The following is a 13615-nucleotide window of genomic DNA, read 5'->3' as shown; positions in this document are numbered from 1 at the left end:
TATTATTCTTCGGAGTTTGTTATTATGTCATAAAATATATTAACAATATTTCCGTCAAATTGTTTCCAAGACATTCTTTTAAGTTCTTCTAAAGCCTGTTGTTTTGAAAGTGGAGTTTTATAAGGCCTTTCGCTAGTCATTGCATCAAAACTGTCAACCACGGCTAATATTCTTGATTCAATTGGAATATTTTCTCCACTTAATCCATCTGGATAACCTTTTCCATCATATCGTTCATGATGATGTTTGATTATTTTGGATATATATTGCATGTTTTCAACCTTATTTATTAATTCTTCACCTTTTACAGGGTGAAGTTTTATTTTTTCAAATTCTTCTGGTATTAATCTAGCGGCTTTATTTAAAATGGATTGTGGAACAAATATTTTACCTATATCATGTAATACCCCAGCCCAATAAATATGTTCAATTTTTTGTTTATCAAACCCCATTTTTTCTGCTATTAATGATGCCCAATTTGCAACTCTTTCAGAATGTCCTCTAGTATAATTATCGTAATATTCTAAAGCTTTAACTAAGGTTAAAGCAATATCTTTGTGAAATTTTCCTTCCTGTTTAATGAAATTCAGCATTTTTAGGAAACCAGCAAACATTTTTCCGAAATAATCCATTATTTTTGTATGATAATCTTCAAAAGAAGCTTCTGAACCATTATTTATATCCAAAGTAATAATTCCAAAAATTTCATTATTAAAGGCTATAGGAGTAATTAAAGTTTCTTTTAAATCTCCTCCATATTTCTTAAATTTTTCGAATTTTTCTTCTGACATAGTATTTGCATTAATATTATGAATTTGAGATATAATTTTTGCATTTTCAGGTATTATTAATTCTGAAGTTTTTAAATCTAACTCATTAATTTTTAAATAATCATATCCTTTAGCATAAACCATTTTAGCATTATTATCTTTATCAAATAAAAAGATAGAACCATTTTCTGCTGGTTCTATAATTTCAAGAGATAAATCTAATACCTTCTTTTCAAAATCTTTTTCCATTAATTTTGGAGTAGCAAAAAAAGAAGATAATTCTAAAGTTTTTAAAATAGAAGAATTCAATTTTTCAATTTTTTTATATGATTTTTCTAGTTCAGAATTAAGGCTTAATAATTCTTTTTCCTTTTCAAAATACTTTCTTTTAAATGTGTATCTGTCTATAATAACAGTTATTAACATAGATAGAAATATAAAAACAGAAATAATAAAAACAGTAGTACTTATATTATTAGTACTTGGATTAATTGAATTCCCATATAGAATTATAGATATTAAAATTGCTATAACTAAGGGAAAAACCTTTTTCATAATTCACCTACCTAGAAAAAAAGGGGAGAATCCCCCTTATTTATTTATATCAAAAGCCTTTAATGTAAATACAACGGAATTTGTAGTTATTTCTGTGGAATCAGAATAATCATCAGGACCGGCAAATGATACAGTTGAGAATAATACAGTGAATAAGAAAGTTAAAATAACGATTGTTTTTGTAATTTTTTTCATAGTATCACGCTCCTTTCTAATTTTCAATTATATTATACACTAAAACAAATGACATTCAACTTTAACAACCTCTAAAACTCTTATTATATATCTATTCTAACTGTACAAAAATATAGCATTTTGTAACATAATGTTTTTTAGGTTCATAACTTCCCATTTGCGAAAAAAAGTAGTATAATAACTAAAAGAGGTGTATATTATGAATGAAAAAAATAGAGAGATTTTTGAGATAATTTCTGATTATGGATCTTTTGCAAAACCATTTCTTAATTTAATGATTTTACGAACTAAAAAAAATAATGGATGGTATCATCTATTTAAAAGTTTGGAATTTAGTTGGAAAAATGAAAAAAGGAAAGCATTAGAAGAGGTGGAAAAAGGTTTAATATATAAAAATACAAAAACATTAAAATATTTATTGTTAGCAAAAGAATTATATTATTTAGCATATTTAAGAGATTATGTAAATGTGAAAAAAAATATTTATTTTTAAAAGAAAAATTATCTGATATTCCAAAAAAGTCTAGAAAACTAGTATCATCTGTTTTGATTAATGTGGAAAATATAATTAATTTGGATGAAAAGACAAGATTATGGGGAAAAGAATATGAAATGGACCCTTCTACAGAGGTATTTATAGATCTTGGAAAAGGAAGAAAAAAGGTTAATGAAAAAGATTTTAATGAAGCCTGGAAATACTTTAAAAAAGCATATATATTATCGAAAAAAATACCACATAGAATAGGTATAGTTAGTTCTTTAAATAATTGGTCATGGTATTTAAAGGAATATGATTTAAATAATGCTATTAAATTATCAAATGAATTGATGTATTATATGGGATATTATTTTGAAAATAATGAAAAACATTTTACATTTTTTGATACTTATTTTGAGATTAATAAATGGAATATAGAAAGTTTATATTCATACGCACCTATTATTAATTATTTCTGGGAAAAATTACCTGAAAGTGGAAAAAGAAATTCTAAAGAAAATTATGAATCAATGTTTAATATTTTAAGAAAGTTTATTATTAGCGAGAAATCTACATATATAAATACAGAAGAATTAAGAAATTGTATAAAAAATAATATAGCTAATATATCAGAAGCATCTAAAAAAATACATGTTTCTCGAAAAAGTCTTTCTGGTATAATAAATGGAAAGGTATTAGAAATAAAGGGAGACACATTAAAGAAAATCCTTTTGGGTTTAAATTTGGTTCCAGATATTAATTCACCAGAAGCTATTATTAATGAGTATGGGAAAATATATATAGAAAAAGCTTTTAAAGAAAGCGTTAATAAGTTAGAAAAAATGAATGTTGAAGAAAGAAAGAGATTATTTTTTAATACATATATTGCATGTATTAATAAACCTAAAATAGATATAGTACAAATAAAAAATTTAAATTTTGTCGATGATTTTAGCATAAAAAGGTTTATAATAGAAATGATTAAAGGTAATGAGTTTATTAATGCAAGAAAAAATTTAGTAGATCATTTCTTTTCAAAGATGAAGAAAAGTTCATATAATGAATTTATAAACATTTATTATTATGAATTAAATAAGCATGAAAAAGAATACATAGATGTATATATAAGAAATTATTCTAGATATGATATTAAATGGAATATAAGAATAGAAACACCAGATTTTTTAAGGGATTTTGTAGAAAAATATTCATTAAAAAAAATGCCAGCAACTTTAGCTTACTGGTATTATGAAAGTGGCTTTGAAAGAAAAAAATTATTAAATGTTATACAAAAATTTTAGGGGGGATATCATGGGCATAAAAATAGGAATTATTGGGGCAGGTAGTGCAGTATTTTCAATGCGTTTAGTAGCTGATATTTGTAAAACTCCAAAGTTAAATGGTAGTACTATTGTATTAATGGATATTGATGAAGAAAGATTAAATGCAGTTCATTTATTAGCAAGCAAAATAGTAGAGGAATTTGGCTCTGACATAAAATTTATTAAAACTACAAATTTAGAAGAAACAATTAAAGATTCAGATTTTGTAATTAACACTGCAATGGTGGGAGGACATGAATATTTAGAAAAAGCTAGAGCAATTGGGGAAAAATACGGATATTATAGGGGAATAGATACTCAAGAATTTAATATGGTTTCTGATTATTATACTATTTCAAATTTTAATCAATTAAACTTTGCATTTAATGTAGCAAAGTTAATAGAAAAATTATCACCAAATGCTTGGTTAATACAAGGAGCAAATCCAGTTTTTGAAATAACAACATTAATTTCAAGAGAAATACCAATAAAAATGATAGGTGTATGTCATGGGCACTATGGTGTAATGGAAATAATTGAAAAACTTGGATTAGATTATAATTTAGTTGATTGGCAAGTTGCAGGTTTTAATCATGCAATATGTTTAAACAAATTTGAATATAATGGAGAGGATGCATATCCATTATTAGATAAATGGATAGATGAGAATAAAGAATTAAAACCCAGAGATCCATTTAATGATCAATTGAGTCCAGCTGCAATTGATATGTATAAATTTTATATAAACACACAAAGAATACTCCGTCTTCTGTAAGGCGGAGATGAATTTGCAATTTTGGTACACTTATGTTATAACATTAGTGTTAATATATATATTGAAGGTGAAAAAATGATTTTGGAAACAAATAATCATTCTATCTTTAAATTAAATTACCACTTAGTTCTTGTAACTAAATACAGAAGAAAAGTTGTTAATGATACTATCTCAATGAGATTAAAACAGATTTTTGAACGTATTGGAGAAAAATATCTTAAAAGAATGGAATCACGATCAAGACCATATACACGTTTTGTTTTCTGCTCAACCTAATTCTGAATTATCTAAGTTCATTAATGCGTATAAAAGTGCTTCATCAAGAATTATCAAAAAAGAATTTCCTTGTATATAAACTTTGGAAGTCTGCTTTTTGGTCTAAAAGTTATTGTCTTTTAACAGTGGGCGGTGCTTAGAAATTCTTAAAGAATATATAAAGTCTCAAGGAAGTGATAAAAATGCTTCAAACTTACAAATTTCGCATTTACCCTACGAACGAACAGAAAGAAAAATTAAATAAGCATTTTGGTTCTACAAGATTTATATACAACTTCTTTTTGAACTACAACAATATAATGTATAAAAAACTTAATAAACCTACTAATTATTATATGTGGGCATCTGTTTTGATACAATTAAAGAAAACAAATAAATATTCGTTGTTAAACAAAAAAAATTTACAGGTTTTACAACAAACACTTAAAGATTTGGATAGAGCCTTTAAAAATCAAGGTAAATATCCTAAATTTAAGAAAAAGAAAAATAGACAAACAATACCACAACATATACAATTATATATTAAAGAAGATAATAATAAATATGGTTATCACCTAAATTTAAAGAAGGAATAAAAGTTCGTATTCATAGGAAATTACCAAATGAATATAAAATAAAAAATGCTACATTTGAAAAAACAACTACAAATAAATATTATGTTGCTATAGTTATAGAAGTTGCAGATGTAGAAATTAAAAACAAATCTAAAGAAATATTAGGTATAGATTTAGGTATTAAGAATACTGTTATATTAAGTAATGGAGAAAAATATAGTATTCCAGAGTTAAAAAAATATGAGAGAAGATTAAAAAGATTATACAGACAATTATCTAAAAAACAAAAAGGATCTAAAAATAAAGAAAAAGCAAGACTTAAATTATCCAAATATATAGAAAAAATAAATAATATAAAAAACGATTGGATCCACAAAACTACATATAAAATTGTCAGCGAAAATCAAGTTGGAAAAATAGCTATAGAAGATTTAAATGTAAAAGGAATGTTGAAAAATCATTATATTGCAAAGTCAATACAATGGCAATCATGGAACAAATTCATAACAATATTAAAGTATAAAAAGATATGGTATTGAATTAAAAAAGATAGACAGATTCTATGCATCAAGTCAGATATGTTCAGTATGTGGAAACAAAAATACAAAAGTAAAAAATTTGAATGTAAGACAATGGGAATGTCCTAAATGCGGAACAGTACACGATAGAGACATAAATGCAGCTATTAATATAGCTAAATATGCTTAGCTATAATAAATTAGTAGGGCAGGGACTGTCCGAATTTACGCCTGCAGACTATGCTCTGGCGGCGGAACTTGTAAGAGGTCTACGAGTCATCATAGGTTGAAACAGGAAGCCATAACTTCTTACAAAGTGTAAAGTTATGGTAGTTCACATCCAAGAATGATAAGAATGGATATGGCGTTAGAAGCATTTTTAACGGGAGATATTAAATTATTAGAAGAATTTTTAATTAGAGATAGAAGAACAACATCATACAGTCAAGTAAAAAACGTTTTAGAAGAATTAATGAATTTACCAGAAAATCAAGAGATGAAAAAACATTATATGAAATAATTTTCATATAATTGATTTTTTAGGAACAACAAATTAACATTATGAAAGTATAATTCCCATTAATATTAAGGGGGTATTTTTATGAATGGTTATACTAAAAATATCAATAATTATTTGTTATATAGATTATTTTTAAATTTAAGAATAATTGGTCCCATTTTAATACCGTTTATGCTACTTAAAGGGCTAAATTATTCTGAAATTATGTTGCTTCAATCAATATTTTCTATTTCTGTATTCTTGTTCGAAATTCCAACAGGTACTTTAGCAGATAAACTTTCTAGAAAAGTTTCATTGTTTTTATCAGGAATATTTTTTGCATTGGGATTGATATTATATATAGTTTTTAAAAACTTTTTTGTATTTGCAATAGCAGAAATTATTTTTGGGATAGGTATTACATTATCAAGTGGAGCTGATACGGCATTATTATACGAAAGTTTAAATGGATTAGGAAGAAAAAAAGATTTTCAAAAAATTGAAGGGATAAGTAATTCTTATGTATTTATTTCACAAGCTTTTGGTTCTATCTTAAGTGGTTTTCTTTATAAATATAATCCCTTTTTACCTTTTTGGATTAGTGTTTTAAATGTAATTATCGCATCAATAATAGCATTAGGGTTTATTGAAACAGATAGGGAAAAAAGTGAGCATAAGTATATTATCCATGTGTTTAAAAGTTTTAATATAGTATTAAAAAAACCGAGAATATTATGGGCTATTATATATTCGTTGGTCATGGGATTATTATTTAAAACAGGGTTTTGGTTATATCAACCATATTTTTCCCATGTTGATATAGATATTCAATATTTTGGTATTATATTTTTTATTTTTAATATTATAGCTGCAATATCATCAAAGTATTTGGTTTCTCTTTTTAGTGAGATAAGGCCACGGAAAATTTTATTGTCATTGATTTTTTTAATGTTTTTGAGTTTTATATTACCGGCGATATTTGTATCAAAATGGGCAATATTTTTTTTAGCTTTGCAACAAATAGTTAGAGCTATGGATAGACCAACTATGAATTTCTATATTAATCATCAAGTAGAGGATAAATATAGAGCTACCGTTATTTCTATGGTAAGTTTAGTAGCTAATTTAAGTTTTGCATTATTATCACCATTAATAGGATTATTATTGGACGAAAAAGGAACTATTACAACATATCTAACATTGAGCGTTATGTCAATTATTGGATTTTTCATACTTTTTAATTTAAGAAGAAAACAAAAAAAATTAAAATGATTATTATATGCATATGAAATAAATATAATATATTGTGAGGTGATACAATGAAAGAAGCATTAATATCTAAACCAATTTTTGTAGAAAAAGTATGGGGAGATGAAAGATTAAATAATATATTTAATAAAAAAGATATGGATAAAATAGGTGAAGTATGGTTATTTTCAGGGGTTCAAGGTAATGAAACAGAATTAGTGGGATTAGAAAGTGGAAAAAATTATGGAAAACCATCGGGAATTATAAAAGAATTAATAGGGAAAGATTTTCCAAGAATTCCATTATTATTAAAATTAATATCAACAACACAATGGCTTTCAATTCAAGTACATCCAGATGATAAATATGCAAAAGAATTAGAAAATGAACCATGGGGGAAAACAGAAGCGTGGTATTTTTTGAATGAATCAAATGAGATATTTATTTCCAATGATATTGAAAATAATAGAAAAGCAATAGAAACTCAAAATTGGGACTTTAAACCAATGAAATTAAAAAAAGAAGACTTGTTATTTATTCCAGCAGGAGTAGTGCATACATTGGGGCCTAATTCTATGTTGCTTGAAATACAGCAAACATCTGATTTAACATATAGATTGTACGATTGGGGAAGACCAAGAGAAATTCATATAGAAAAAGGCAAAAAGGTTTTAAAAGATAGTCCTTATGTTATTGTTAATTCACCTAAGGAATTTAAGACACAATATTTTAATATAAAAAGAGTAAAAAATGAGATTGTTAAAGGTTTTTCTATACATGTATCTTTAAAAGATTATAGAACAATAATAATTCCTCATAATGTAGAATATAATATATCAGAAGAAGGAATGTTATTTTTTCTTTAAATGTTAAAATCTTTAACTAAATACGATTAGATAAAAAGTAGGGCGTTGAAGCCCTGCTTTTTGTAATTTCCTTAAATATAACTAGCAAAAACACATCTTGAATTATGTAAAATTAAGTATTATAATTACTATGAAAAAAAATTCAAGGAGGAAATGTTATGGATCTATCAAATTTTATTGCTTTTTTTTCCAATAGTGGATTTGCATATTTTACATGGCAGCATATATTAATGTTATTTATAGGCTCTTTGTTGATTTATGTAGCGATAGTTAAACATGCAGAACCTCTGCTTTTAATACCAATAGGGTTTGGTATTATATTGGCAAATATTCCACCAGAAATAACTGGATTATTAAATCCTCCTGTTGGAGATCAAGTTGGCGGATTATTGTGGTATATCCAAAGAGGAATGTTTTTAGGTATTTATCCTCCTTTAATATTTTTGGGTATTGGAGCATTAACGGATTTTTCATATTTAATAGCAGATCCTCGTTTAATCTTTTTAGGAGCAGCTGCTCAAGTTGGTATTTTTGGAACATTTATTGTTGCTAATTTATTAGGATTTGATATACATAGCGCAGCTTCTATAGCAATAATAGGTGGTGCTGATGGTCCAACTTCTATATATTTAGCATCTAAGTTTGCACCAGATTTATTAGCAATAATTGCTATAGCAGCATATTCATATATCGCATTAATTCCTATTTTACAACCTCCTGTATCTAAACTACTTACAACTAAAGAAGAAAGAAAAATTAGAATGAAAAGAATGAGACATGTTAGTCAAAAAGAAAAAATTATTTTCCCAATAGCAACTACAATTGTTGTTGCTATATTAGTTCCAAAAGCATTATCCTTAGTTGGGCTTTTAATGTTAGGTAATTTACTTAAAGAATCTGGAGTTACTAAAAGATTGGCAGAAGCTGCATCTAGATTTATTTTAGATACAGTTACTATATTATTAATGTTGGCTGTTGGTAGTACTGCAAGGGCGGACGTATTTTTAAAACCAACAAGTTTAAAAATCTTTTTATTAGGTGCAATAGCGTTTATTATTGCAATGATATCAGGAATATTCTTTGCGAAATTAATGAACTTATTTACAAAGAATAAAATTAATCCTTTAATAGGTGCTGCAGGAGTATCAGCTGTACCGGATTCTGCAAGGGTTGCTCAAACTGTAGCTCAATCAGAAGATCCAAGTAATTTTATACTAATGCATGCAATGGGTCCAAATGTTGCAGGGGTAATAGGGTCAGCTGTTGCAGCTGGGGTCTTTTTATCAATTCTATCATAAGAGGTGAGAAAATGGGGAAAAAGAGCTTTACTGTTGAAATAAATTACTCACTATGTAAAAAGTGTGGTATTTGTTATAACGTTTGTCCAACAAAGACATTAGGCTCAGCAGAATTAGGAAAACCAATTGTACAAGATATAGATAAATGTATAGGATGTTTAATGTGTGAAAGACTTTGTCCTGATATTGCAATTAATGTAATGGAAAAGGTGGTTGAAAATAATGGGTAGAATAGTATTTATGCAAGGGAATGAAGCAGTAGCATTAGCTGCAATAAAGGCGGGTTGTAGATTTTATGCTGGATACCCAATTACTCCTTCTACAGAAGTTGCTGAAGTTATGGCTAAGGAATTGCCTAAAGTTGGAGGTAGATTTATACAAATGGAAGATGAAATTGCAAGTGCTGCAGCAATAATAGGAGCATCTTTAGCTGGTGTAAAGTCAATGACAGCAACAAGTGGTCCGGGATTTAGTTTGATGCAAGAAGCATTGGGATATGCTATCATGACAGAAACTCCATGTGTTTTTGTTGATGTTATGAGAGGCGGTCCAAGTACAGGACTTCCAACTAAACCATCTCAAGGAGATATTATGCAAATTAGATGGGGAAGGCATGGAGATCAACAAATAATAGCATTATATCCATCCACTGTTGAAGAAGCTTATAAATATACAATAAAAGCGTTTAATTATGCGGAAAAATATAGAACACCTGTAGTTTTAATTATGGATGAAACTTTAGGGCATATGAGAGAAAGTTTTTATTTGAGTGATGAATATGAAAATCCAGAGATAATACAAAGATTATCTGATTCGGAAATTGAGGAAGAAGATTTATTCCATCCATTTGGATTCCAAGAAGAAAATTCTCCAGTTAATCCATTAATAGAAATGGGTAAGGCTAGATTCCATGTTTCTGGATTAGTTCATGATGAAACAGGTTTTCCAGTTGGTTCTACAGATGTGGCAGATAAGGTTATTAAACATTTAGATTCAAAAATAAGATTATATACTGAAGAAATAGCATTATATGATGAATATATGACAGATGATGCGGAAATTATAGTAGTAGCATATGGAACTGTTGCAAGAAGCGCTATGAAAGCAGTAAAAATGGCTAGAGAGGATAGAATACCTGTAGGTTTGTTTAAACCAATAACAATTTGGCCATTTCCAGTTTCTAAAATGAAAAATATATTAAAAAAATCACAATCAATTATTGTTGCAGAAATGAATTTAGGACAAATGGCATTAGAAATATCAAGAATTAATAAATTTGGAAAACATATAGAATTAGTAAATAAGGTAGATGGTGACTTAATAAGTCCAAAGGAAATTTTAAATGCAATAACCTCTGTTTGGAGGAGAATAATAGAATTCTAATTAGCCAGGATAACTGGCTAATTATTTTTTTGAAATATAATTTGAAAAAAGTTAAAATTTATGGTAAAATAAACGTAGAAAATGTTATAAAGGGGGCTGAACAATCCATGGAAGTTTTAAAAGTCGGACACTCTTCATCACCGAATAAAGTTGCTGGAGCTATTGCAGGAGTATTGAGCAAAACAGATGAAGTAGAAATCCAAGCAATTGGGGCGGGGGCAGTTAACCAAGCAGTTAAAGCAATTGCGATAGCAAGAAGATTCGTTGAAACTCGCGGAAAAAAGTTATTTGTTGTACCTGGATTCGTTGAAGTTGCTGTTGGCGAAGAAAAAAGAACAGGAATAAAATTTAGAGTATTTGCTGAAGTTACTGAAGAAGAAACGGAAGCTTAAGGAGACTATAGTGATTGATGATAAAATTATTAATGAAATAGTTACCGCGTGTGTGAAAGACGCGCGGCTTTTTTCTATAGTAGAAGAAATTTCGAAATTGAGTATAGAAGAAAGAATGAATATAAGAAAAAAAGCTTCTTTGGTATTAAAAAAGGAAAAAACTGTAGACAAGGAAGCTTTGACCTTTTATTTTGTGATTACAGAAGAGAAAATTGCTGAGGAAATATTGAGGAGGATTAATAATGGAAAAAAAGAAAATGCCTAAATATGTAGGCGGTCAGGCTGTTATTGAAGGGGTTATGATGAAAGGTATAAATACAGTTGTGGCAGTTAGAAGGCCTGATAAAAAGATTCAGATAAAAAGATTAAAAGAAAGATCATTTGGTTTTTTAGAGAAAGTACCATTTATTAGAGGTTTTTTTGTATTGTTAAAAGCAATGATAATAGGTATGGAAGCCTTATCATATTCAGCCAATGTATCTGGAGAAGAAGAAATAACAAAGAAAGATATGGTAATATCAATTTTATTAGCTTTTTTATTTGCAATTGTTGGCTTTGGATTAGGCCCTATGTTTTTAACAAAATTATTTCCTATAGATAGTGAATTTTGGTTTTCTTTTATTGAAGGTGTGATAAGAGCTGTTTTTGTTATATTATATATATGGGTTATTTCATTTTTTAAAGATATAAAAAGAGTATTTGAATATCACGGTGCAGAGCATAAGACGGTATATAACTATGAAGATGGAAAAGAATTGAATGTTAACAACGCAAAAACATATACAACTCTTCATCCAAGATGTGGTACTAGTTTTTTAATTATTACAGTATTTGCATCAATTATAGTGTTTTCTATAACAGGAGCATTAGGTTATACATCTTTAATGCAAAAAGTAGTAACTAGGGTAATATTATTGCCTTTAGTAGCAGGAGTTGCGTATGAATTTCAAAGGTTTACTGCAAAAATAATCGATACATGGGTTGGTAAAATTTTAGCTTGGCCTGGTTTATCGTTACAAAAAATAACAACATCTGAACCAGATGAAGAACAATTAGAAGTAGCTATAATATCATTAAAGTATGCATTAAATGAAGAATTTGATGGAGAAGAAATAGTTAATTAAAATCAAACGATTTTTAACAAAAATATATTATAATACAAATACCTTAGCTCAGATAATGGTATTGACCTTATCTTGGCTAAAGGAATATGAATACGGAGGTAGAGAATTATGTCAAGAGGATTAGATCCAGAAATTAAAAACAAGGTTATTGAAGAATTTAAGATTAATGAAAAAGATACAGGTTCTGTAGAAGTTCAAATTGCATTGTTAACAGCAAGAATAAGACATTTAACTGAACATTTAAAAACTCATCCAAAAGATTTCCACTCAAGAAGAGGATTAATGAAAATGGTTGGTAAAAGAAGAAAAATGTTAAAATATTTAAGAAAAGAAAGACCAGAAGTATATAAAGAATTAATTTCAAAATTAGGAATAAGAGGATAATTAGAGCTCCCGGTTGGGAGCTTTTTTAAATAGTTAACCTGTTTCTACCTTTATTTTTAGAATTATATAAATTCATATCAGCGATTGTAATAATTTTTTCGTATTTATCTGTATTAGGGATTTTAGATATAGCTCCAATACTTATTGTAAATTTAATTTTTAAAGAATTATATTCAAACAAATTATTTTCGACATTGTTTCTTAAATTTTCAAGGGCTATTTCAAAATTAGATGGATTTTTTGATAAATAATAAACTACAAATTCTTCGCCGCCGTATCTAAAAATTTTATCATTTTCTCTATTAAAGTGATTCTTTATAATTTTTCCTAATTCTCTTAAACAATAATCACCAGCAAGATGACCATATGTATCATTAATATTTTTAAAATAATCAATATCAAATATAGCAAAATTAATATATAGTTTTTCTCTATATGCTAGTTTATAATCTTTTTTAAATATTTCATTGAAAAAATATCTGTTATATAATGAGGTTAATTCATCTGTTATTGATATATCACGTAGCTTTTTGTTTAATACTTCTAATTTTACATTTTGCTCTTCAATTTTCTGTGTTCTTTCTAAAACTAAATCTTCCATATTTAGAATGTATTTTTTTAATTCTAATCCCATAATATTAAATTTGCTTGCAAGGTTTATAATTTCATATTGCGAAAATTTATTTATTTCAATGGGTGTAAAATTTTTAAAAGTATTATAATTGCTAATTAAATTTGTAATTTCGTTTATAGGGGTTATAATTTTATTTGAAATCTTTCTAGAAATATAAAATATAATAATAATTGAAATAAAAAGAAATATAAAAAATTGAATAAAGGAATTTAATATAGTGTTATATAAATATAACTTATTATTATATATATTAAAAAAAATATTATTAAATTTAATAGGTTTTGATATAAAATACTTTTTAATAGAATTTTCTGATATTTCTTCCAATCTATTATTTGATAAAC

17 protein-coding genes and 3 pseudogenes are annotated in these 13615 nt (G+C 26.9%); 17 read left to right on the top strand and 3 right to left on the bottom strand.

What is annotated here, in order from left to right:
- Positions 1 to 2: 2 nt before the first annotated feature.
- Positions 3 to 1325, bottom strand: a complete 1323-nt coding sequence (locus AS160_RS08325; protein ID WP_165147629.1) for an HD-GYP domain-containing protein — start codon at positions 1323 to 1325, stop codon at positions 3 to 5.
- Between the two features lie 36 nt (positions 1326 to 1361).
- Positions 1362 to 1520, bottom strand: a complete 159-nt coding sequence (locus tag AS160_RS08320) for a hypothetical protein (RefSeq protein ID WP_165147626.1) — start codon at positions 1518 to 1520, stop codon at positions 1362 to 1364.
- 199 nt (positions 1521 to 1719) lie between these two features.
- Between AS160_RS08320 and AS160_RS08315 the strand changes: the two genes are divergently transcribed.
- The 17 genes and pseudogenes from AS160_RS08315 (at position 1720) to rpsO (ending at position 12637) form a co-directional block, all read left to right on the top strand.
- Complete coding sequence (locus AS160_RS08315; protein WP_165147623.1) at positions 1720 to 2013, top strand: hypothetical protein; 294 nt, start codon at positions 1720 to 1722, stop codon at positions 2011 to 2013.
- An 80-nt stretch (positions 2014 to 2093) separates the two neighbouring features.
- The gene (locus AS160_RS08310; protein WP_206528147.1) at positions 2094 to 3299 is read left to right on the top strand and encodes a hypothetical protein; all 1206 of its coding nucleotides are present in this window, start codon (positions 2094 to 2096) and stop codon (positions 3297 to 3299) included.
- 7 nt (positions 3300 to 3306) lie between these two features.
- A pseudogene (locus tag AS160_RS08305) lies at positions 3307 to 4062 on the top strand (alpha-glucosidase/alpha-galactosidase); the annotation flags it as partial.
- Positions 4063 to 4170: 108 nt separating this feature from the next.
- A pseudogene (gene tnpA / locus AS160_RS08300) lies at positions 4171 to 4615 on the top strand (IS200/IS605 family transposase).
- Positions 4554 to 4946, top strand: coding sequence for a helix-turn-helix domain-containing protein (locus AS160_RS11415; protein ID WP_241244241.1), 393 nt, complete (start codon positions 4554 to 4556; stop codon positions 4944 to 4946). The pseudogene tnpA and the gene AS160_RS11415 overlap by 62 nt, the downstream one beginning before the upstream one ends.
- Positions 4913 to 5464, top strand: coding sequence for a transposase (locus AS160_RS11410; RefSeq protein ID WP_346774432.1), 552 nt, complete (start codon positions 4913 to 4915; stop codon positions 5462 to 5464). Before AS160_RS11415 ends, AS160_RS11410 begins: the two co-directional genes overlap by 34 nt.
- Positions 5445 to 5633: a zinc ribbon domain-containing protein gene (locus tag AS160_RS11405; protein ID WP_205100080.1), complete on the top strand. Its 189-nt coding sequence runs from the start codon at positions 5445 to 5447 to the stop codon at positions 5631 to 5633. Before AS160_RS11410 ends, AS160_RS11405 begins: the two co-directional genes overlap by 20 nt.
- Positions 5634 to 5783: 150 nt before the next feature.
- A pseudogene (locus tag AS160_RS08290) lies at positions 5784 to 5963 on the top strand (alpha-glucosidase/alpha-galactosidase); the annotation flags it as partial.
- Between the two features lie 81 nt (positions 5964 to 6044).
- Positions 6045 to 7214, top strand: a complete 1170-nt coding sequence (locus AS160_RS08285) for an MFS transporter (RefSeq protein ID WP_165147617.1) — start codon at positions 6045 to 6047, stop codon at positions 7212 to 7214.
- 47 nt (positions 7215 to 7261) lie between these two features.
- Positions 7262 to 8056 (top strand): type I phosphomannose isomerase catalytic subunit, encoded by a 795-nt coding sequence (locus tag AS160_RS08280; protein WP_165147614.1) that lies wholly within the window; start codon positions 7262 to 7264, stop codon positions 8054 to 8056.
- Between the two features lie 158 nt (positions 8057 to 8214).
- Positions 8215 to 9354, top strand: coding sequence for a sodium ion-translocating decarboxylase subunit beta (locus tag AS160_RS08275; RefSeq protein WP_165147611.1), 1140 nt, complete (start codon positions 8215 to 8217; stop codon positions 9352 to 9354).
- Positions 9355 to 9365: 11 nt separating this feature from the next.
- On the top strand, positions 9366 to 9584 hold the full coding sequence (locus tag AS160_RS08270; RefSeq protein ID WP_165147608.1) for a 4Fe-4S dicluster domain-containing protein: 219 nt from the start codon (positions 9366 to 9368) through the stop codon (positions 9582 to 9584).
- Positions 9577 to 10737, top strand: coding sequence for a 2-oxoacid:acceptor oxidoreductase subunit alpha (locus tag AS160_RS08265; RefSeq protein WP_165147605.1), 1161 nt, complete (start codon positions 9577 to 9579; stop codon positions 10735 to 10737). The genes AS160_RS08270 and AS160_RS08265 overlap by 8 nt, the downstream gene beginning before the upstream one ends.
- A gap of 107 nt (positions 10738 to 10844) precedes the next feature.
- The gene (locus AS160_RS08260) at positions 10845 to 11129 is read left to right on the top strand and encodes a stage V sporulation protein S (RefSeq protein WP_165147602.1); all 285 of its coding nucleotides are present in this window, start codon (positions 10845 to 10847) and stop codon (positions 11127 to 11129) included.
- A 10-nt stretch (positions 11130 to 11139) separates the two neighbouring features.
- Complete coding sequence (locus tag AS160_RS08255; protein ID WP_165147599.1) at positions 11140 to 11394, top strand: hypothetical protein; 255 nt, start codon at positions 11140 to 11142, stop codon at positions 11392 to 11394.
- Positions 11372 to 12253 (top strand): DUF1385 domain-containing protein, encoded by an 882-nt coding sequence (locus tag AS160_RS08250; RefSeq protein WP_165147596.1) that lies wholly within the window; start codon positions 11372 to 11374, stop codon positions 12251 to 12253. The genes AS160_RS08255 and AS160_RS08250 overlap by 23 nt, the downstream gene beginning before the upstream one ends.
- Before the next feature lie 108 nt (positions 12254 to 12361).
- Positions 12362 to 12637, top strand: a complete 276-nt coding sequence (rpsO, locus tag AS160_RS08245) for a 30S ribosomal protein S15 (protein ID WP_165147593.1) — start codon at positions 12362 to 12364, stop codon at positions 12635 to 12637.
- A gap of 25 nt (positions 12638 to 12662) precedes the next feature.
- Here the strand turns inward: rpsO and AS160_RS08240 are convergent.
- On the bottom strand, positions 12663 to 13615 hold a 953-nt coding region (locus tag AS160_RS08240; protein ID WP_165147590.1), incomplete at its 5' end, for a GGDEF domain-containing protein.

The sequence above is a fragment of the Marinitoga sp. 38H-ov genome (genome assembly GCF_011057715.1).
Classification (GTDB): Bacteria; Thermotogota; Thermotogae; order Petrotogales; family Petrotogaceae; genus Marinitoga.
This window is presented reverse-complemented; position numbering and strand designations above follow the sequence as displayed.

Excerpts from the sequence above, each read along its gene's own strand:
- AS160_RS08325 (WP_165147629.1), bottom strand. The coding sequence starts at position 1,325 with ATGAAAAAGGTTTTTCCCTTAGTTATAGCAATTTTAATATCTATAATT.
- AS160_RS08320 (WP_165147626.1), bottom strand. The coding sequence starts at position 1,520 with ATGAAAAAAATTACAAAAACAATCGTTATTTTAACTTTCTTATTCACT.
- AS160_RS08315 (WP_165147623.1), top strand. The coding sequence starts at position 1,720 with ATGAATGAAAAAAATAGAGAGATTTTTGAGATAATTTCTGATTATGGA.
- AS160_RS11415 (WP_241244241.1), top strand. The coding sequence starts at position 4,554 with ATGCTTCAAACTTACAAATTTCGCATTTACCCTACGAACGAACAGAAA.
- AS160_RS08285 (WP_165147617.1), top strand. The coding sequence starts at position 6,045 with ATGAATGGTTATACTAAAAATATCAATAATTATTTGTTATATAGATTA.
- AS160_RS08280 (WP_165147614.1), top strand. The coding sequence starts at position 7,262 with ATGAAAGAAGCATTAATATCTAAACCAATTTTTGTAGAAAAAGTATGG.
- AS160_RS08275 (WP_165147611.1), top strand. The coding sequence starts at position 8,215 with ATGGATCTATCAAATTTTATTGCTTTTTTTTCCAATAGTGGATTTGCA.
- AS160_RS08270 (WP_165147608.1), top strand. The coding sequence starts at position 9,366 with ATGGGGAAAAAGAGCTTTACTGTTGAAATAAATTACTCACTATGTAAA.
- AS160_RS08265 (WP_165147605.1), top strand. The coding sequence starts at position 9,577 with ATGGGTAGAATAGTATTTATGCAAGGGAATGAAGCAGTAGCATTAGCT.
- AS160_RS08260 (WP_165147602.1), top strand. The coding sequence starts at position 10,845 with ATGGAAGTTTTAAAAGTCGGACACTCTTCATCACCGAATAAAGTTGCT.
- AS160_RS08250 (WP_165147596.1), top strand. The coding sequence starts at position 11,372 with ATGGAAAAAAAGAAAATGCCTAAATATGTAGGCGGTCAGGCTGTTATT.
- rpsO (WP_165147593.1), top strand. The coding sequence starts at position 12,362 with ATGTCAAGAGGATTAGATCCAGAAATTAAAAACAAGGTTATTGAAGAA.